Raw genomic sequence first — 21,412 nt, 5'->3', positions numbered from 1 at the left:
CCTATTCCTACTCTTGTTCCGGTCCCTTACCACCATACAGGGTAAGTAACGGTTCTTGAACCCGAACTTGTCCCGTAATCAAAGGAACCACTTCCTCATAATCCGTAGAATTCGTTACAATGATAGGTGTTACCGTATGATAACCTGCTGCCTTGATCTCAGCAATATCGAATTCCAGCAGCAAGTCTCCCGCTTTCACCCGATCACCTTCCTGAATATGTGATGTAAAGTGCTGACCATCGAGCTTTACGGTATCGACCCCGACATGGACCAAAATCTCAGCCCCCGTATCCGATACAACAGCCAGTGCATGTTTCTTCTTGAAAGCTACGGTAATTGTACCGTCAAAAGGAGCAACGACTCGGCCAACTGCCGGCTCAATCGCAATGCCTTTGCCCATCGCGCCCGATGAAAATGCCGGGTCAGGTACATCGCTAAGATCCACAATGGTTCCCTCGATTGGGCTGAGTACTTCTTGATCCGATGAAGCCGCTGTTCTTTCGGATGGCTTGGTGGTTTCTGTGCTTTTTTCTTTTTCTTCTTCTTCAACCGGATCTTTGAACCCCATAATGTAGGTCAGTGCAGCCGCAACAACAAAGGATACGCAGATCCCAAGGATCAGTCCAGGGAAGCCCTCTCCACCCGGTCCATAGAAGATCGGTAAAGTCAGCAGGCCTGGAGCGCCCGAAGCGAATGCCTGAGTACCTGCTTGACCAATGATGGCCCCACCTACCGCACCACCGATAACTCCTGCGATGAATGGACGTTTGAGTGGAAGAGTCACACCATAGATGGCAGGCTCGGTAATCCCGAACAGGGCTGTCAGCGTGGATGAACCTGCTAGCGTTTTCAGCTTTTTATTTTTGGTTTTCAGCATAACACCGAAGGCAGCTCCAGTCTGTGCGAAGATGGAAGCTGTCGCAGCCGGCTTGACGCCATCACGTCCATATACAGCAATGTTGTTAATGAATACGGGAATGAGACCCCAATGAATTCCGAAAATAACGAGCAGCTGCCAGCTTGCACCCATAACGGCTCCTGCCAATAACGGACTGAATCCGAAGGCAGCCACGAGTCCTGATGCAATGGCATTACCTACATATACTCCAAATGGACCGAATACGAGCAAAGTAAGTGGAACCATAATGACAAGCAAAAATAATGGAGTGACAAAATTTTTCACACTTTCGTGAAGAACTTTATTGAAGAATTTCTCCAATTTGCTCATGACGATCACTGCCAGAATAATAGGAATAACGGTAGATGAATAGTTCATCAAAATGACAGGAATCCCGAAGAAATCAATTGGCGTACCCTCCGCCTTGAGTGTAACGATGGAAGGATAGATTAATGCGCCTGCGATCGTCATCGCCACAAACATGTTACCCTGGAATTTGCGGGCGGTTGTAACCGCTAACAGCAAAGGCAGGAAATAAAACAGACTGTCTGCCGCTGCAAACAAGATCTTATACGTGGTTTCCGTCGTTTCCAGCCAGCCGACATTACTTGCAATGAGCAGCAATCCTTTCAGGATACCGGCCCCCGCCATAACCCCTAGCAGCGGAGCAAAAATACTGGAAATCACATCAATAATGCCGCCTAGGCCTTTTGCGGATTTCTTCGGCTGTTCCTTTTCGGAAGAGTCATCCAAAATGTTGCTGATCTGACCAATGGCGCTGTAAACCTCAGGCACCTTATTGCCAACGACCACCTGGAACTGACCCCCGTTTTCCTTGACTGCAATGATTCCCTCTGTCTTCTCCAGTTTGGCTTTGTCTGCCTTGGCATCATCCTTCAATACAAACCGCAAACGTGTTGCGCAATGTACCAGTGATACCACATTCTTTTCGCCGCCGACCAGCTCGACGATCTCTTTTGCGAGTTTTTCCTGACTCATGCTGTGCACCCCCATATTTACTAAAACAGGCATCTTACCGATTTTTTTGCACGCAAAAAACCTAAGCCTTGAGTAAGTTTTGGACACACATCGGGTCCTGTCTTCTCATGACTTAGGTTTTGCCTGCATAACCAGTAACAATCCCAGTTAAATCGTATTCAATTCCTGTTAATCTCATATTATTATGATTTAACCAAATTTGTAAACATTTAATTATTAACGATTAACGACACGCTCAATGTGGACGGTCAGATACAATTTCTCTTCGTTGGTAAGCTGATGGTTATATTCCTTGTTAACGAACATTTCGATTTTCTCCGCACATGCCGCTGCTTCCGGGTGCTTCTCTTTGATCATGTCATAGAAGTGGTCATAGTTGTTGTCATAATGCGTTCCGCTTAATACCCTCTGGGAGAAGAACTTCAGATGCGTAATGAAGCGAAAATAACTGAGAGACTCTTCATCGAATTCCATCTTGAAGTGATATTTTGCTATATTAATAATCTGTTGAATAAACTTCGTGATGTTCATCGTTGTAATGACTTCTTCATTCATCTCTGCATTGACAATATGCAGGGCAATATACGCTGCTTCATCCGGTGGAAGCTCAATATCCAGTCTGGTCTTAATCTGCTCCAGCGTTTTCAGACCCAATCCGAACTCAGCCTTGTACAGCTGTTTGATTTCCCACATCAGTGCATTCTTGATTTCAACCCCTTCACGATATCGTTCAATCGCAAAGTTAATGTGATCTGTTAGGGAAACATAGATATTTTCATTCAAATTGCGACCGAGATTCTCTCTGGCGTAGGTAATAATTTCCTCTACTATCTCGATTAGTTCCATCGGCACTTCGCGCAGCAGCATTTTGAAATTGTCGGATGTCTGCTTGTTTTTAAGCGCAAATACTTTCTGGATGCGGGTCTCGTCTACTTTATCCCCCGGTTTTTTCTTAAAGGCAATCCCACGCCCCATCACGACAAGCTCTGCTCCATCCGCTTGATAGATGCTAATGACGTTATTGTTGATAACCTTTGCTATTTTCACTTCAATCCCCCCGTCACGATCCACTCTCTTGGCAGTCATATATCACCTTTTGGGCGTACAAAAAAAACCTGAAGCATCACAAAATAAACAAGACATGTACGTCTGTTTTTTTGGTGCTTAGGTTTTGCCTACTTCAAGTAGTAACAATCCCAAAACGATATAATTGCGTCAAGTATAGCGCGAAGAGACATATATGTCAACGCTTTCAATGAGGGAACAATCGGAAGTTCCATGAAGAATGGTCCTTCCGATCATATGAGGGAGAATTATCCCGATAATGCACTTTTTACTCTTCACCTAAATTGCTGCCATCCGATTCAATAACATTTTTGTACCAGTGGAAGCTCTTCTTCTTGATTCGCTTCAGGTCACCCTTACCTTCATTGTCACGATCCACATAGATGTAACCATAGCGTTTTCTCATTTCTCCCGAAGAAGCACTGACAATATCAATAGGCCCCCAGCTGGTATAACCGATTATCTCTACACCGTCCTGCAGAGCTTCACCCATCTCGGCAACATGGCGTTTCAGATAATCAATGCGGTACGCATCATCAACCTCACCTTCAGGTGTAACCACATCATTGGCTCCAAATCCATTTTCCACAACAAACAGCGGTTTTTGATATCGGTCATGCAGTTGATTGGCTGTAATACGGATACCTTTGGGATCAATCGTCCAACCCCACTCCGATTTTGCCAAATATGGATTCGCTACAGAACCAAATACATTGCCGGTCGTCATGTTTTTGACCACTTCAGGGTCCGTGGAGGTTGTACGACTTGAATAATAACTAAATCCGATATAATCAACGGTATGGTTTTTCAGAATTTCGTCATCACCTGGCTGCATGGCAATATTCAATCCATGGTCCTTAAAGAAACGTTTAGCATAACCCGGATACTCTCCTCGCGACTGAACATCAATGAAGAAATAGGACTCCCTGTCTTTCTCCATGCCCTGGAATACATCTTCCGGATTACATGTATACGGATAGAAGCTGCCTGCCGCAAGCATACAGCCAATCATTGCGCCGGGAATTATCTCGTGACAGGCTTTAACAGCCAGCGCACTTGCCACCAATTGATGGTGTGCGGCCTGATACTGGATCTCCTTCACATTTTCACCATCCTTGAAGACAAGACCCGCGCCCAGGAATGGCAGATGCAGCAGCATGTTAATTTCATTGAAGGTCATCCAGTATTTCACCTTGTCCTTGTAACGGCTGAATACGGTTTTGGCATAGGTTTCAAAAAGACCCACCAGTTCACGACTTCTCCAACTGCCATATTTCTCAATTAGATTAACTGGTACATCGAAGTGAGCGAGCGTAACCACAGGCTCAATACCGTGCTTCAACAGTTCATCGAACAAGCGATCATAAAATTGCAATCCCGCTTCATTTGGCTGTGCATCTTCTCCGGTTGGAAAAATTCGTGCCCAGGCAATCGACACACGCAGCGCTTTGAATCCCATCTCGGCAAACAAAGCAATATCCTCGGGATAACGGTGGTAAAAATCAATCGCTTCATGTGAAGGATAGAACTCAGTTTCCAGCGGGGTCAATGCAGGAACTTTGCCCTTCATAATGCTTCTGCGATTCTCTCCTGTCGGCAGCAAGTCAACAATACTTAGTCCCTTGCCATCTTCCAGATAAGCGCCCTCCGCCTGATTGGCAGCAATGGCTCCACCCCACAAAAAGTCTTTGGGAAACTTAAAATTAGTCATCATTCATTCTCCTTCCAAATATGTAATTCTGTTATCCGCTCCAATCGCAAGAAACACTAATAAGACAAAATATTTATGTTGAACTACACATTTACATCATAAACGGAGGGGACAGAAAAAATCTGGAGAAGCGAAGCTAAAAGCTTTCTGAAAGAAAGCTGCCTCGGAAGCATACGCTTCGCCTTTACAGCGATCGGAAGATTGTTCTGTCAGCGCGGTGTCCAATGTAAAATCGTTCGTTCAACTTAAATACAAAAAACCCGAACCAGCCTGGATACACGTTGCAGTGTAAACAAGCCAGCTCAGGTTATGCCCAATATCGGTAACATTCCCAGATCACAATTATGCGGATGGATAAAACTTTAGCAAGGAATAAGGACACTGTCAATATCATTAATGTTTCTCCGGGGTGAGTCAGCTTCAGTCCTGCAAATAAAAAGCTCTACAGGTACCTCCGAAAATCATATTCTGTTCCGCTTCAGACAAGGTACACACATGGTTCCTAACTAACTCAAGTACTTCGGAGTATGTAGCGGACACCATGCTGACAGGCCAATCCGAGCCAAACATTAATCTATCCGAACCAAAAGCATTGATGGCGACATCTAGATAAGCTGTAAAGTCTTCCTGCTCCCAATTCTCCCCATCCGCTTCAGTAACCATCCCGGAGAGCTTGCAATACGCATTCGGATGTTCAGCCAGAGAATAGAGAGCTTCCATCCAAGGTGATAGCTCCCCTGACTTAATATCCGGTTTCGCCAGATGATCAAGCACAAAACGCTGCTCCGGGAAGCTTCTCACCAGCTCCACTGCGTAAGGCAGCTGCTCTTTGGACACCAGCAGATCATACGCCAGATTATGCTGCTGAAGCAGAGCGATGCCTCGCTGAAAATCCTTACGCACTACAAACTTCAGATCAGGTTCATCCTGTATGACATGACGTACTCCCTTCAACCAGGGATTCGCTGCATATCTCTCAAGCTGACTCTCAGCTTCAGCTGAGCACAAATTGACCCATCCCACAACACCCTTGATAAACGCATACTGCTCTGCCAATTGCAGAAGCCATTCCGTCTCCTTCACGGATTGTCTTGCCTGGACAGCGACACATCCCGAAAATCCTGAATTGATAAGCAACGGCTCTAAGTCCTCTGGAAGAAAGGAACGGCGAATTACGCCCATATCATCCCCAATCCATCCATAATCGGCGGTATTATAGCTCCAGAAATGTTGATGTGAATCCAGCTTCATGGATATCTCCTCCTGTAACTTTATTTAACCGAAAGAAATACATGATTGCAACGCTATTCTTCCTTTCCGCAAAAAATGTCTTTTGTGTAATCACTAATTTCTATATGAATTTTCTTCCAATAATAAGGGTATGTACATCCCTTGAAACATGATATATTTACAATTCAGAAAACGCTTTCAATACTTTATTTGGAGGTGATCCCATTTTATTGTCACTTAACTTGTGACGTGCTGGGCTTGTTCCCAAAACAGACATGGATAATAAACTATTCTACTATTCCACAATAAAGGAGATTATGTTAATGAACAAAAACCGCAAATCAGTCCTCTCACTCACTATCGTAACAGCAATGATCCTGTCCTTGTTCTCATCCGCCATCGCCTCTGCTGCTACAGATGAGACGGTTCAGACAAGTGCTGCCGTTGCTCCAACTAATATTCAATCCTACGTTACTGGGATGGAGCCGGGCTGGAATCTCGGTAATTCACTGGATGCTGTTGGTGCAGATGAAACGGCCTGGGGTAACCCGCTAATCACTCAGCAGCTGATCCAAAGTATCGCCAATCAAGGCTACAAAAGTATTCGTATTCCAGTGACCTGGCAAGCTCACATGGGTGGAGCACCCAACTACACTATTGACACCGCTTACATGAATCGGGTACAACAGGTTGTAAACTGGGCCCTTGATGCCAACCTGTATGTCATGATCAACATCCATCACGATTCATGGCAGTGGATCAGCTATATGGAGAATGACCATGCCAATGTTCTTGCACGGTACAACTCTGCCTGGACTCAAATTGCAAACAAATTCAAAAATGCATCCACCAAGCTGATGTTCGAAAGTGTAAATGAACCACGCTTCACCGAAGGTGGTACAACGAATACTGCTACTGCATACGCGTTGCTGGATGAGTTAAATGTATCTTTTCATAAAATCGTGAGAGCATCGGGGGGAAATAATGCAACACGTCCATTGGTCCTCCCAACGTTGCATACCTCTTCCGCTCAACCAGATCTTGATGCATTATCCCAGACGATTGCGAAATTGAATGATCCTAACCTTATCGCTACAGTCCACTACTATGGCTTCTGGCCATTCAGCGTAAATATTGCTGGGTATACGAAATATAATGCTGAAGTGCAAAAGGATATTACGGATACCTTCGACCGTGTGTACAATGCTTTTACTGCCAAAGGCATTCCGGTTATCGTCGGTGAGTATGGCTTGCTCGGCTTTGATCAGCACACAGGCGTCATTGAGCAAGGTGAGAAATTGAAATTCTTTGAATTCATTGGCCAATACCTCCGTTCGAAGCAAATGACCACCATGTTATGGGATAATGGACAGCACTTCGGCCGTACCAGCTTCACCTGGTCTGACCCTGACCTGTATAACACGATGAAAGCAAGCTGGACAGGTCGTTCGTCCACTGCTGAATCCGATCTGGTATATCTGAAAAAAGGGGCTGCAATTCAGGATAAAACCGTAAAACTGAATCTCAATGGCAATACATTTAGTTCTCTTGTCAATGGTAGTACAACCCTTGTGAATGGAACGGATTACACCATCAGTGGTGATGTGCTGACATTGAAATCCAGTCTATTGACCAGACTGACCACTTCCGGCAATCTTGGCGTCAATGCCAAGCTGACCATCAAATTCAACAAAGGCACAAACTGGAACCTGAATATCATCAAGTATGATACGCCTAAACTGAGTAATGTAACGGGCACAACGAGCTCATTTGCGATTCCGACTACCTTTAATGGCAATCAATTGGCCACCATGGAAGCAACGTATACAAGTGGTGGAAACGCAGGTCCGCAAAATTGGACTTCGTTCAAAGAATTTTCCTACACTTTCAGTCCGAATTATAGCAGCAACGTGATTGAACTGAAACAAAACTTTTTCAACGAAACAAACAATGGCGAAGTCATTCTCAAGTTCCACTTCTGGAGCGGAGACGTCATTACGTACAAAATAACAAAGAATGGTTCCAGTGTTGTCGGAATCTCTTCCTAATAGGGTTCCAAAGCTCCATCTACAGCAGATTAGAGTTCACGAAACGTTTTGTCCAGGGCAACCGGCTCTGGACAGAACGTTTTTCATTTAATTCTTGATTAATTCGACTGGCGTTGGGAAACCGCTATCATTGACTTCGTAGTCTCATGTTATGTTTTCTCTGCTGCCTTCTGGGCGGGTTTACAATAAAAATGAAACATCTCCACTCCGGCTATGAATGACATATGTTGCTCCCAGGCCTTTATAAACAAGGCCTACTCGGGCCCTGTTGCTGGAAACGACATAGAGTTGTTGCGGACATAAGCCGCGACACAGCTCAATGTCCTGGCAGCACTGCGGCAAGTTATTTTCAAATACATAGGCGTTTTTCACTACAAATTCGGGCGGAAGCTGATTACGGTCTGCCATCTCCTGAATGGAACGCACAGTGACTGCACCAAGTGCTTGAAGTTGTTCCCCCTCCTCTTCACTGTGTACAAGCACGATAACCGCAAATCCCCTCTTCAGTAAAACATCCACAAAATTCTTGCCCACCTCACCATATCCTGTCGATACAACCATCATTGCTTTATCCATTGCCGCCAACCTCGCCTTCACATCAGATCCTGCAAATGCCATCTGGAGTACGTTATGTGCGAATCATAGTCCTCTGTCTGCATCTCTGCAATTGAACTGCATCCGACTTCTGCATCGTTCTAATCGATTCCAGACAATCCAGGTGAGCATTTCTTGCCCAATCTCCTCTTTACGCTGTCATGCGGCATGTTACTCGGTCTGTCATGAGCGGAAGAAAAAATCAAGTTATTCGTGTCCAAAATGCAGATATATCTCTTGTTAATCGCTTACATGTGTGAATTTCTAACCAAACATCGGAAAATCAGTCGTATTTTCATTCCCGTTGATTTTACTTGAGCTGTGTTCAGTCGTAATATAATCCGCAGGATAACGAAAACAATAGAAAACGATAAGGTGATTTTGCCTATGGAGGTTGGATCGTGTGATTGCAAGTTGTGATATGGAAATTCGACCGGAGATTCGTGTTGATGCCCGGATTAGTTCCATGGAGATTATTCGGTACGACATGCGAAAGTTACCTTTCATAGCTCGGGAACATTCATCCTGCTACTGCGGATTGTTCAAAATCTCATCCGGAAATGTTCATGGTTTTGCCGAGTTTGAATCGCCTGGGGGTTCCCATCCCTCTGATCTGGTAAAATGGGTTTCGGTGTTCAGAGCTTTAAAAGGTATGGAGCTGTCACAGGTCATGCAATATATCCAGCAGCATCAACAGCTATGGGGAAATGAGCGCATAGTATTCCTGCAAGAGGCCGTTAGCGATTTGCTTCTCAACCTGGAGCAAGCCAGCACTTCTGATGATAGGTTAAACCGGGAAGAAATTCGTGCCTTTCTAATGCAATACGCATTGACGTATTATTCTTTTTGACACCTTCCTAAAAATGCAAATAAACCCTGGTGACATACACCGGGTTTATTTGCATTTTTTGACCTGTCTTTTTCAACTGTTTCCCTTATTGCGGTTCAGTAAATTTCACAATCATTAGTGCTTCTCCGTTAGCTTGAACAGAGCCTGTCAAATTGGCCATCACCTGTTCAATCGTATCGTTCCCATGGGGAATAAGCACAGGTGTAATCAATGGAAGTCCTGCAGCCTGAATGGCTTTCATGTCAAATTCAATCAACAATTGTCCTGCGGTTACGGTGTCGCCGCTATTCACATGTGCGGTAAAACCTTCCCCCTTTAATCCAACCGTGTTAATTCCGATATGCACTAGCATCTGAACACCGGTCTCATGTTCCAGAATTACTGCATGTTTGCTCTTGTTCATCACATGAGCGATAACGCCGTCAAAAGGTGCAAATACTTTGCCCTCAGAAGGCTCGATAGCGATCCCTTCTCCCATATGCTTTTCCGAGAATGCCGGATCAGGTACCTGCTCCAGAGCAACGGCTGTGCCTGTCATCGGTGAGGCAATCTCCAGGATATCTACCTTGGTACGATGGTTAACGGCCTGACTGGCAGATGAGTGTGGCTTTTGCGAGTGAACTTCCGACTTGCCCACATCTCCTCCATTGTCTGGTACTTCCTCTGCAACCGGCTGATCCTTATATCCAAACAACCAGGTAAGTGTAAAGGCAATTCCCATGGCAACCACGTTGGACAAAATGTACAAAGGCAATTGACTGTTCAAATACAGCAGAGTTCCCGGAATAACTGTCACCGCCATACCAGTACCTTGCAAGTGGAACAAAGATGCGAGAAATCCACCTACAGCGCCTCCAACAAGCCCCATGATAAATGGTTTCATATACCGCAAGTTAACCCCGAAGATAGCAGGTTCGGTAATCCCTAGAAATGCAGAAAATGACGAAGGAAGTGCGAGTGCTTTCAGCTTAGTATTTTTAGTTTTCAACCCCACCGCCAGGCAAGCCGCTCCTTGTGCAGCCATAGCGCAGGTAATAATCGCGTTGAACGGATTAAAGCCCGTTTTCTCCAGCAATTGTATCTCCAGAAAGTTAAAGATGTGATGAACACCGGTAACGACAATAATTTGATGAAAGAAACCAATAATAATACCCGCAATACCCAATGGCAGTCCCAATACGGCAGTCGTTCCATGCAGCACCCACTCCTCCAGGGAATGGAATACCGGGCCGATCGCGAAGAGTCCCAACGTAATCATGACCGTCAGCGTAATAAAAGGGGTAAGAATTAAGTCCAGTGCCTCCGGTACACGTCTTCTCAGAACTTTCTCAAACTTCGCTCCGATCAACCCCACGAAGAACGCAGGCAGCACGGAGCCCTGATACCCGACTACCGGTATGAACCCGAACATATGCAGCGGTTGTGCCGATCCATCGGCCACAGCGTACGCATTTGGCAGCGCCGGATTCACAAGCATCAGACCCAAAACGATACCCAGAACCGGACTCCCGCCAAATACGCGGAACGCAGACCAAGCTACTAGTGCAGGAAGAAATGCAAATGCTGTATCCGTCAGGATCTGAGTAAATAGCAGGAAATTGGGCGAAATGTCTTCAGGTGTTGCACCAAACAGCGAAAGAATTTCATTCTGAGTGAGCAGCCCCCGCAGCCCCATGAACAGCCCCGTTGCCACGAGCACAGGAATAATCGGTACAAAAACGTCACCAAACGTACGAATGGCCCGTTGAAAAGCATTGCCTTCCTTTTTGCCCTGACTCTTCACGTCTTCCTTGGAAGTTCCCTCGATCCCCAGCTTCTCTACCTCTTCAAATATCCGGTTTACGGTTCCTGTTCCGAAAATGATCTGATACTGGCCCGAGTTGAAAAAAGCCCCTTTCACTTTGTCGATGTTCTCGACCTGCTTCTGATCGATCTTGTCCTTGTCATTCACCATGATCCGAAGACGTGTTGCACAATGTGCAAATGACGCGATATTTTCTTTGCCCCCGATGGCACGAATAACGTCCTGGGCAATCTGCTGATTATCCGACATGGTTCTTCATTCCTCTCACGTTATATCTCTAATAATCCCACTTTGATGCCTGAAATTTTGCCTTGCCTGCCTGTGTAAAGAAGCGAATCTCCACACTTTCCTTACTAGGGAAGATACGGCTTGTGAATACCTCTTCTCCATCATTGACAAAGATCTCAACGGAAGAAGAATCCACAAACATATGAATCTTAAGCGCGTCTGCATTCAGTGCGCAGCGCCGCACATTTCCATTCGGCTCCGCGAGCGGGGCACCTGATTTGGAGCGATCCAGGATTACTTTCTGTTCCAAGCGATCATACTGCAACACAGTCTTCTCTTCTGCGCTTGCCCGGAATTCAATGCCTACGGTCTCTGCGTCAAAATCACGGATCTCACATTCCAACTCATAAGCAATTCCAGCAAAGTCCGCGAAGGATCGGGTCTCATTTTCCAGCGTGAATTCCATATGATTCCCTTCTGAATCCCCTCGAAGCTTCACCATTTCAGAGACAGGCTGCTGGATTAACTTACCCTCCCGAAGTGACAACTGCCGCGGAATCGTCAGGCAATGAGCCCATCCACTCTGGTCTGTCGGATACTCCAAATCCGGGAGCCCCATCCATCCCACCAGAATTCGTCGTCCATCCGGCGCCTGCATCGTCTGCGGGGCATAAAAGTCAAATCCGCGATCCAGCTCCTGAAACGGACCATGTTCGAAATCCCTTGTCTGAAGATCCAGTGGTTCGCCAATCAGATAGCCCGACTGAAAAATGTTCTGATACTCATCTCCCTGACTTTCTATTCCTTGAGGAGAAAAGATCAGCACACCCTGACCTTGCAGCTCCATATAATCGGGGCACTCCCACATGTAGCCAAACTTCGGTAGCCCAGTATGAATCTCTCCAAGAAACGTCCAGTTTCTAAGATCTGACGAGCGATATAATACTGTGCATCCGGTCTCATCCACGCGCTGGGCTCCAATCACACAATAATACGTGTCCCCCTGCTGCCATACTTTTGGATCTCGGAAGTGCTCTGTGTACCCAAAAGGTACTTCGGAGATTACAGGTTGATCCACTTTGGCTATTGAACCGCTTTCATCCATAATCGCCAGACACTGATACGGATGCCTGATCCACTCTTGATCTCTTGTATTGCCTGTGTACAGCAGATACAGTTGACCTTCTTTTTCAATAGCACTGCCCGAATACGCCCCATGTGAGTCGTATGTGTCACCCGGCTGAATTCCAATTCCGACTTCTTCCCAGTTCACCAGATCCGTTGAACGGGTATGATACCAATATTTCATTCCATGCTCGGTCCCGAGTGGAAACCACTGATAGAACAAATGATAATACCCCTGATAATAAGAGAATCCGTTAGGATCGTTAAGCAGTCCGGTTATAGGCTGGATATGGTAACTCTGTCTCCATGGACATGCTGAGATCAAAGCTTCCAGCTTGCCTATTTCTCCAGGCTCTGCCTGCTCGATTCGTCTGTAGCGCTGCTCTCTAGTCATTTTCATAAAAAGTGTTCTCCATCCTCGCGAAAAGTAAAACTTAAATTAGAGGAACCGGTTCCAATGCACTTAAAAAAATAATTCCATATGGCTTTGTCGCCTGCACCGTGTTCCCATATCCGTATTGGATATTTGGTGTGGAACCGGTTCGATGGAATTATCATATAGGATTCATTTATATCTTGTCAACGCTTTCTCGTGGAATAATCTCCACATCAAGGATCGTGCACTGTTCCACTGGCTCGCCTTTTACCAGACGAATAATGTGCTGGGCCGCCACTTGACCTGCCTCAAAATAATGATATTTCACCGTCGTTAGCGTAGGATGAATCATCTCGGTAATTTCGTATCCACCAAATCCGGTAACCGAGAGATCCTGGGGAATTCGTACCTTGTTGGAAAAAGCAATTTTCATCACACCCAGTGCGATATTATCCGTTGCGCCCACAATAATGGTCGGTTTGCTTTCTTTCATAATCGCTTCTGCGGTAACGATAGCTTCGGACATTTTGAAGCTTGTCTCATAATACGTCACATCACATCCGGCACATTCGTCAATTGCACGCTTGAACCCTTGTTTGCGATGGATACCCACCGCCTGATCTTTCTCGGTAACACCCATATAGACGATCTTCCGATGGCCTTTTTCCACAACATGCTTACCCATCTCATACCCCGCCTGATCATCATTATGAACCAGACTGTGCAGCTGTTTATGCTGCTGTCCTACTAAGAGGACCGGAATACCGATGTCTTCAACGGCTTTCAGATGTGCATCGGTCACTTCGGCGGCTAGCAGAATAATGCCTGACACTTTTTGTCTGGCAAAATCATATATTGCATCAATCTCACGTTGCATATCCTGGCTCGTATTCGCAATCAACATCTGATACTGATTATTTCTTAATTCTTCATCGATGCCAATCAATGTCTGGGAGGTTGCAAAGGAATCCAGACGAGGAACAACCGTTCCAATAATACTGGTTTTTTTGGCTTTAAGACTCTGTGCAAACGTATTGGGTACGTAATTATATTGTTTAATAATGCGCTCAATTTTCTGCCGTGTATCTTCACTAACCGAACCACCATTCAGGAAACGAGAGACTGTACTCTTCGCCACGCCTGCCATTTGGGCGATATCCGAAATCGTTTTATTCATAATTTCTCCTCTTATTCACATTCGCATGCATTCACTTATATTATACTTCGAATGGCATACCCTTGCGAATACTATTCCCATGAAGCTATTAGTAAATCTCACAGTACACTGGAAGCAGATGTATAATGCGTCACGGTAAAGCGTTATTGATGCATGGCATTAATTCAGCTTCTTGCAGACAAGGAACATGAGATGCTAGTATAACTTCAATTCGTAACGTGCATCATGAAATACAGCACAGAACATCATTATTCATACAGGCTATGACGGAAAGAGTACGCGGAGTTATCGTTCATTACAGGGACGCGGTGCCGAAGACTGAGAGCACCCGAAAGGAACATGCCGCCGAAGTTCACTCCCGAGCCGATTGCTGAAGAGCTGCTCCTCAAGGTACAGCTTCTAGGACAATCCGTTCCTTGCGTTAAAAGGTCAAAGTGAGAAACAGATCGGCTGTATTCAATCAGCAGGACCGTTTCTAATTAGGGTGGTACCACGGCTTCTTCGTCCCTTACGGATGAAGGGCCTTTTTGTGTTTTTTCATAAACCTATATTGAAGGAGTGGATCAGAATGGATCAAAGCAAGAACTTGGAACAATTAAGAGGCCGATTGAGTGAAATTAACCATAACCTCCTGCACTTGTTGTCAGAACGGGCCCAAATTACACAGGAAATTGGTCAAATCAAGGAAAAACAGGGTGTACCCAAGTTTGATCCGGTTCGCGAAAAAGAAATGCTGGAGGAACTGACTGCGGCTAACCCGGGCCCTTTCCAAGACGATGCCATCAAGCTCCTGTTCAAACAAATTTTCCAAGCCTCCCTGAACCTTCAGGTCGACGAACACAAGAAACAACTGCTCGTTAGCCGCAAAAATCAGCAGGAAGATACGGTCGTCTCCATCGGAAACGTCAAGGTAGGTGCAGGCAAACCGATCATGATTGCTGGACCGTGCTCAGTTGAAAGTTACGAGCAGGTACGTGAGGTCGCCGCAGCGCTGAAAGCAGCCGGCATTACCGTGATGCGCGGAGGTGCATTCAAACCTCGTACTTCTCCATATGACTTCCAGGGACTCGGAATCGAAGGATTGAAAATTCTGAAGGAAGTTGCCGATGAGTTCGGGCTGAAGACCATTAGTGAGATTGTGCATCCAAGTCATATTGAACTGGCTGGCGAGTATATAGACGTGATCCAGATCGGTGCCCGTAACATGCAAAACTTTGAACTGCTCAAGGCTGCGGGAGATGTAAACATCCCTATTCTGCTGAAACGCGGGTTGTCTGCAACCATTGATGAATTCGTGCATGCTGCGGAATATGTTGTCTCTCGGGGTAACAAACAGGTCATGCTGATTGAACGAGGCATTCGCACGTATGAAAAAGCAACCCGAAATACACTCGACATCTCTGCTGTACCGATTCTGAAACAGGAAACCCACCTGCCTGTACTTGTGGATGTCACCCACTCTACCGGTCGCAAAGACATTCTCGCTCCTTGTGCCAAGGCAGCTCTGGCAGCGGGTGCAGATGGTGTTATGGTTGAGGTTCATCCAAATCCGGCGGTGGCCCTCTCGGATAGCGCACAGCAATTAAACATTGAGCAATTTAATCAGTTCCTCACATCTGTGAGACAATCGGGGTTGCTGAAGGATCAATAGGTTAATTAACAAACAATAAAAGCCTGACTAAAATGTGTGTTCATACAAATGCTATATGACCACACATTTCTCAGGCTTTTGATCATCTTAATTTCCTAGCAGGAGTCTCTATTCCCGTACATAACACGCAGCATCTTTGACCGTATTCTCCCTTTCCTCATACCTCAATAATAATGGGCAGAATCATCGGTCTTCGTTTCGTCTGAGCGTAGATGTAATGACCAATCTCGTCTTTCAGCTTTCTTTTGATCACATTCCATTGATTCGCTCCGCTTCCGGTTAGTTCATTCATCTTGTTTTGAACCAGTTCATGAAGCTCTTTCATGAATTCCTCGGAGTCTTTCACAAATACAAAACCTCTGGAGATAATCTCGGGAGCTGTAACCATATGTTTCTCCGTTTTGCTTAGCGTAGTCACAATCACCAACATTCCATCGGAGGACAGTTGCCGGCGGTCACGCAGCACGATATTACCGACATCGCCCATGAGCAGACCATCAACCAGACTGTTGCCTGAAGCAATTTTGGGACCCGAAGAAGCAACGCCATCTTTGTACTGAATCATATCCCCATTATTCAAGATAAATACATGATCTCGTTCAATCCCCACAGACTCCGCGAGCTGTCTATGCTGATACAACATACGGAACTCGCCGTGAACAGGAATCAGATAATCAGGCTTCATCAGGGTCAGCATCAGTTTGAGTTCTTCCTGGCTACCATGTCCTGATACATGCATGCCTGCTGCGCCGCTTGAACCATAAATAACGCGTGCACCGAGCACATACAGATTATCAATGACATGCGCAAGATTGCGCTCGTTTCCCGGGATCGCACCAGCGGCAATGATAACGGTATCTCCAGGTGCAATCTTCACATGAGGATGTTTGGAGGCAGCCAGGCGGGATAATGCAGCCATCGTCTCACCCTGACTTCCCGTACAGAGCACAACGACCTCATCAGGTGGAAACTGGTCCGAATCGATTGCTTCTATGAGCAGCCCCTCAGGAACATCCAGGTATCCCAGTTCACTGGCTACAGACACTACATTGATCATGCTTCTGCCAAGCAGAGCCAGCTTACGCCCCGTCTCGAATGCAGCATTTACAATTTGCTGTACCCTGCTTACGTTGGACGCAAAGGTTGATATAAATACTTTTTGTTTGGCACGAATGAACGCATCCAATATGTGATCACCAACGACACGCTCGGAAGGCGTGAATCCGGGTCTCTCTGCATTGGTGCTTTCGGACAGCAGTACGTGAACACCTTGTTTGCCAATCTCGGCCATACGATGCAGATCGGGATATGGCCCATTAACAGGTGACAAATCAAACTTGAAATCCCCGGTATGGACGACATTGCCGCCTGGTGTCTGAAAGAAAATGCCGAGACAATCCGGTATGCTGTGACTGGTTGCAAAAAAAGAAACCTCAATGGCACCCAGCATAATACTGGATTTGGAGTCAACCGTATGGATCTCCGCTTTGCGCAGCAGCCCATGCTCTTTCAGTTTAAGCTCAATTAATCCTCGTGTCAGTCTGGACGCATACACAGGGATATTGATTTGTTTTAACAAATAAGGAATGCCTCCAATGTGGTCTTCATGTCCATGAGTAACCACAAGCGCTCTCACCTTGTCCTGATTTTCCAGCAGATACGTTACATCCGGAATGATAAGATCGATCCCCGGCAGGGTTTCATCCGGAAATTTAGAACCACAGTCGATGACAATGATGTCCTGATTATACTGGATAAGGTACATGTTCTTGCCAATTTCATTCAATCCGCCAAGTGCAGCAATATACAATTTGTTGTGGGCGAGATCCAAATCGGATTGATCCTCCTCTACGGTTTCAATAATGGCAAAGATGCCTTACATTCTTTTTATGTATTTTTAGTATGGAGCTTATGACTGCACTTATGCATTTTGAAGCTTTTCCATGTGAAAAAACCACAGCGGAGGGTTGCTCCACTGTGGTTTGCATCATCTGAACGATGAATAATGCGATAATTACATAAATGATGACGACTCTAACTACCAACTGCTTCTTATTTTATAATGTAAATTAAATATTTATTATACGAGAGACTTATCACGCTGAAGCAAAACTTCCTGCTCATACGTTTTGATCTCAGCAATCCACTGTTCACGTACAGGTACTTGCTGTTGGGCACAATAATAATCCCAAATCGCGCCAAAAGGATAGGACTTGAACTCTTCCGTCAAAGCAAGACGAAGTGTATAATCCCCTTCCAGTTCAGCTGTTTTCAGGGTATCCACAGGTTCCAGCATTGCACGTAGCAGTGCTTTAATCGTATTACGTGTGCCAACCACCCACGCAGCAACCCGGTTGATGCTTCCATCAAAGAAATCGAGACCGATATGTGTCGTTGGAAGCAGATCATGACGTACCAGTTCGCGGGCGATTTCCAGCAGCTCATCATCCATAATGACAACATGGTCACTGTCCCAACGCATTGGGCGGCTGACATGCAGCAGAATACCGCTGGTAAATAGGGCCAACGAAGACAGTTTGTTGGATATCACTTCCGTTGGATGAAAATGTCCGGCATCGAGGCAGATTAACGTATCATTTTGCAGTCCATAGCCCATATAGAATTCATGCGAACCCACAACATACGCTTCGGAACCGAGGCCAAAAAGCTTGCTCTCTACCGCATCCAGATGATACCTCGGATCAAGCTTCTCGGCAAATACCTCATCCAGAGAATCCTTGAGCCGCTTCCGCGGTGTCATCCGATCGATCGGATTATCCTTGAACCCGTCTGGTACCCACACATTGGTTACACAGGTTTGACCCAGCTGCTCACCGAAGTAAGCACCAATGCGGCGGGATGCTTTGCAGTGATCGATCCAGAACTTGCGAATCTCCGGATCAGGGTGACTTAGTGTGAAGCCGTCACTTGATTTTTCATGTGAAAAGCAGGTTGGATTGAAATCAAGACCGAGCCCCTGTTCTTTGGCCCATTTTACCCAGTTCTCATAATGCTTTGGCTCAATCCGATCCAGCTCCACTTGTTCGTCCGTATCCGCGTAAATCGCATGCAAATTAACCTTATGTTTGCCGGGAATCATGGAGAATGCCTGCTCCAGGTCTGCCCGAAGCTCTGCAGGTGTCGCTGCAGCCCCCGGATACTGTCCTGTAACGGATATTCCGCCCGTCAGTTCCCCGTCTTTATTCAGAAAGCCTTTTACATCGTCCCCTTGCCAACAGTGAACAGATACTTTGATCTCCGCGAGTTTCTTCAGCACTTCATCCGTATCAATTCCATGCTGGGCATATAACGATTTGGCTGCTTCATATGCTTGCTTGACTTGATTTTCCATGTGCAAGAACCCTCCTTATTATCGTGTAAATGCTGCCGGCACACCGCCGTCAATGGTCATCATACATCCGGTTGTTTTTTCCGATTTGGAAGACGCGAAGAATGCGATGCCTTCCGCAATGTCTCTTGGATAAATATTGACGAGCAAAGTCGTACGTTTACGATAGTACTCTTCCAGTTGGTCCGGTTCGATGCCATATGCTGCTGCACGTTCATTTCTCCATGAACCGTTCCAGATCGCTGAACCTTGCAGGATCGCATCCGGAAGAATCGTATTGACACGAATGCCATATTCCCCGCCTTCTGCTGCGATGCAGCGGGCCAGATGAGCTTCGAGCGCTTTGGCCGAGCTGTAAGCTGAGGCGCGTTTACCCGCATAAACCGAGTTTTTGGACCCGATAAATACCATACTGCCACCAATCCCCTGCTGTTTCATCAACTTAAAGGCTTCGCGCGCCACGAGGAAATACCCAGTTCCCAGCACATTCATGTTCAGATTCCATTCCTTCAAGGATGTTTCGTCAAATGGACTGGAGGTAGCTAAGCCCGCATTGTTCACAATGATATCCACTCCGCCATATTGGACGGCAACTTCGGCATACGCAGATTGCACGGCTTCCTCATCGGTCACATCCATCTTCAATGCATATGCGCGATTCGCACCATATTGATCGTTAATTTCCTGAGCTACCTTCTGCGCCCCTTCAAGGTTGAGGTCCGCGAGAACGACGTGTGCCCCTTCGGATACCAATCTGCGTGCTGTTTCGCTTCCAATTCCACCGGCACCCCCGGTAATAAACGCCACTTTACGGGAAAACTCGGTCTCTGCCGGAGCCAGCGATAATTTGTACAGCTCAAGCGACCAGTACTCTACATTGTAGGATTCATTGGCGCTGAGGGATACGAATTGGCCCAAACTTGTCGCACCACGCATCACGGCAATGGCTCTATGATACAATGCCCCGCTTACCTGGGACAGCGCCCAGCTCTTGCCTGTGTTGATCATGCCCACACCCGGGATGAGAATGACACGAGGCGCAGCTTCGAACATCACGTCACCTTCGTTTTTGTTACTTTCAAAATACGCTTGATATTGTTCTTTGTAGGCGGCTACGCCTTCCACCAGCTTGGATTTCAGCCCTTCGATATCCTCCGCGTCCGGTGTCCAATCAATGAATAGAGGTACCACTTTGGTGTGAACCAAATGATCCGGGCACGCCGCGCCCACCTGTGACAGCTCTGGTGAGTCCACTCCTCCAACAAAGGCAAGCACATCCTCCTGATCGTCAAAGGACAAAATCATTTTTTTGCTATCCGATACCGCTCCCCGAATGGTCGGCATTACTTTGGATACGATCTGACGACGAACTTCTGCCTCAAGCGCGGGATGTTTTTCTCCGCCAAACAGGCTTTCTTCGTCAACACGTGCTTCAATAAAGGCTTCCGCTTCATTAATTATTTTGATCGTCTGCGCGTAACATTCCTCGGAGGTTTCTCCCCAAGTCACGAGTCCGTGCTTCTCCATCAGAACCAGTTCGGCATTTGGATTCGAGAATACGCTTTCAGCAATCATCTTGGACAGTGTAAACCCGGGACGCACATAAGGAACCCATACAAATCGGTCTCCGTAAATCTCTTTCGCCAATTCTTTTCCGTTATCTGCACAACACAGACTAATAATTGCATCCGGATGGGTATGGTCCACATGTTTATATGGAAGGAACGCATGCAGTAGGGTCTCAATGGATGCACGTGGATGTTTGGAATCGATCATGCAATGTCCCAGATATTCGACCATCTCTTCATCCGACATGGATTCACGTTCGATTAATGGACGAATGTCTTCAAGTCCAAGGCCTGTAAAATGATTCGCCTGCATAGAAGCCAGGTCAGATCCGCTGCCTTTAACATACATCACTTCTATATCACGGCCGCGAAAATCTTTCACCGTCGTTTTGGTAGACGTGTTACCTCCGAAAATGTTACAAACACGACGATCTGCACCAATCAGATTGGATCGATAGACCAATTGCTCCAGTCCCGTTGTTTTCTCCGAAGCCTGTGATGAATTCCATAAACTCTGTACCATTTGTTCCCCTCCGATAATGTTTGTTTTATTCCTAATCAGAGTTTATCATCTTTGTTTTGTTTTGAAAACAAAAGATTTTAAATATAAACGGAAAAATTCAAAAGGAGGTTGTTCTAATGATTCACTATTAAAGAAACACCCTGACGTATTGGTCAGAGTGTTTGGGTGAGATTTTATCCTCAAAAGAAGCTTGAATGCTTCTCGGTAATTGTTGGA

The 21,412-nt window shown here is 46.0% G+C and carries 14 protein-coding genes; 3 read left to right on the top strand and 11 right to left on the bottom strand.

From position 1 onward, the window contains the following. Window positions 1-7 precede the first annotated feature (7 nt). The 4 genes from P5G61_RS19670 to P5G61_RS19655 all read right to left on the bottom strand — a co-directional run bounded on the left by P5G61_RS19670 (window position 8) and on the right by P5G61_RS19655 (window position 5,924). Complete coding sequence (locus tag P5G61_RS19670; RefSeq protein ID WP_301248074.1) at window positions 8-1,897, bottom strand: beta-glucoside-specific PTS transporter subunit IIABC; 1,890 nt, start codon at window positions 1,895-1,897, stop codon at window positions 8-10. 216 nt (window positions 1,898-2,113) lie between these two features. After that, a complete protein-coding gene (gene licT, locus P5G61_RS19665) occupies window positions 2,114-2,944 on the bottom strand; it encodes a BglG family transcription antiterminator LicT (protein WP_079344759.1) in 831 nt (276 codons plus the stop codon). 286 nt (window positions 2,945-3,230) lie between these two features. Further along, window positions 3,231-4,673 carry a 6-phospho-beta-glucosidase gene (locus tag P5G61_RS19660; protein ID WP_301248072.1) on the bottom strand — a complete coding sequence of 481 codons (1,443 nt, stop codon included), beginning with the start codon at window positions 4,671-4,673 and terminating at the stop codon, window positions 3,231-3,233. Window positions 4,674-5,093: 420 nt separating this feature from the next. Further along, window positions 5,094-5,924, bottom strand: coding sequence for an amidohydrolase family protein (locus tag P5G61_RS19655; protein ID WP_301248071.1), 831 nt, complete (start codon window positions 5,922-5,924; stop codon window positions 5,094-5,096). A 302-nt stretch (window positions 5,925-6,226) separates the two neighbouring features. Between P5G61_RS19655 and P5G61_RS19650 the strand changes: the two genes are divergently transcribed. After that, the gene (locus tag P5G61_RS19650; protein WP_301248070.1) at window positions 6,227-7,951 is read left to right on the top strand and encodes a cellulase family glycosylhydrolase; all 1,725 of its coding nucleotides are present in this window, start codon (window positions 6,227-6,229) and stop codon (window positions 7,949-7,951) included. 180 nt (window positions 7,952-8,131) lie between these two features. Here the strand turns inward: P5G61_RS19650 and P5G61_RS19645 are convergent, their stop codons facing one another. After that, complete coding sequence (locus tag P5G61_RS19645) at window positions 8,132-8,569, bottom strand: SDR family oxidoreductase (RefSeq protein WP_301248069.1); 438 nt, start codon at window positions 8,567-8,569, stop codon at window positions 8,132-8,134. A gap of 379 nt (window positions 8,570-8,948) precedes the next feature. Between P5G61_RS19645 and P5G61_RS19640 the strand changes: the two genes are divergently transcribed. Then, window positions 8,949-9,395, top strand: a complete 447-nt coding sequence (locus tag P5G61_RS19640) for a hypothetical protein (RefSeq protein ID WP_301248068.1) — start codon at window positions 8,949-8,951, stop codon at window positions 9,393-9,395. Between the two features lie 85 nt (window positions 9,396-9,480). Here P5G61_RS19640 and P5G61_RS19635 read toward each other — a convergent pair whose 3' ends face one another. From P5G61_RS19635 to P5G61_RS19625, 3 genes are all read right to left on the bottom strand, one after another. Continuing rightward, entirely contained in the window at window positions 9,481-11,448 is a 1,968-nt protein-coding gene (locus P5G61_RS19635) for a sucrose-specific PTS transporter subunit IIBC (RefSeq protein WP_301248067.1), read from the bottom strand. A gap of 28 nt (window positions 11,449-11,476) precedes the next feature. Next, entirely contained in the window at window positions 11,477-12,952 is a 1,476-nt protein-coding gene (locus P5G61_RS19630; RefSeq protein WP_301248066.1) for a glycoside hydrolase family 32 protein, read from the bottom strand. Window positions 12,953-13,121: 169 nt separating this feature from the next. Further along, a complete protein-coding gene (locus P5G61_RS19625; RefSeq protein WP_301248065.1) occupies window positions 13,122-14,105 on the bottom strand; it encodes a LacI family DNA-binding transcriptional regulator in 984 nt (327 codons plus the stop codon). Between the two features lie 568 nt (window positions 14,106-14,673). Between P5G61_RS19625 and P5G61_RS19620 the strand changes: the two genes are divergently transcribed. Continuing rightward, window positions 14,674-15,756, top strand: coding sequence for a bifunctional 3-deoxy-7-phosphoheptulonate synthase/chorismate mutase (locus P5G61_RS19620; RefSeq protein WP_024633852.1), 1,083 nt, complete (start codon window positions 14,674-14,676; stop codon window positions 15,754-15,756). A 157-nt stretch (window positions 15,757-15,913) separates the two neighbouring features. Here the strand turns inward: P5G61_RS19620 and P5G61_RS19615 are convergent, their stop codons facing one another. From P5G61_RS19615 to P5G61_RS19605, 3 genes are all read right to left on the bottom strand, one after another. Then, window positions 15,914-17,587 carry a ribonuclease J gene (locus P5G61_RS19615; protein WP_301248064.1) on the bottom strand — a complete coding sequence of 558 codons (1,674 nt, stop codon included), beginning with the start codon at window positions 17,585-17,587 and terminating at the stop codon, window positions 15,914-15,916. A gap of 249 nt (window positions 17,588-17,836) precedes the next feature. After that, entirely contained in the window at window positions 17,837-19,108 is a 1,272-nt protein-coding gene (rhaA, locus tag P5G61_RS19610) for an L-rhamnose isomerase (protein ID WP_301248063.1), read from the bottom strand. 18 nt (window positions 19,109-19,126) lie between these two features. Further along, window positions 19,127-21,196: a bifunctional aldolase/short-chain dehydrogenase gene (locus P5G61_RS19605; protein ID WP_301248062.1), complete on the bottom strand. Its 2,070-nt coding sequence runs from the start codon at window positions 21,194-21,196 to the stop codon at window positions 19,127-19,129. Window positions 21,197-21,412 lie beyond the last annotated feature (216 nt).

The sequence above is a fragment of the Paenibacillus vandeheii genome (assembly GCF_030433635.1).
Lineage (GTDB): Bacteria > Bacillota > Bacilli > Paenibacillales > Paenibacillaceae > Paenibacillus > Paenibacillus vandeheii.
Note: the sequence above shows the minus strand (reverse complement) of the source record. Positions and strands in the feature narration are given on the sequence as shown.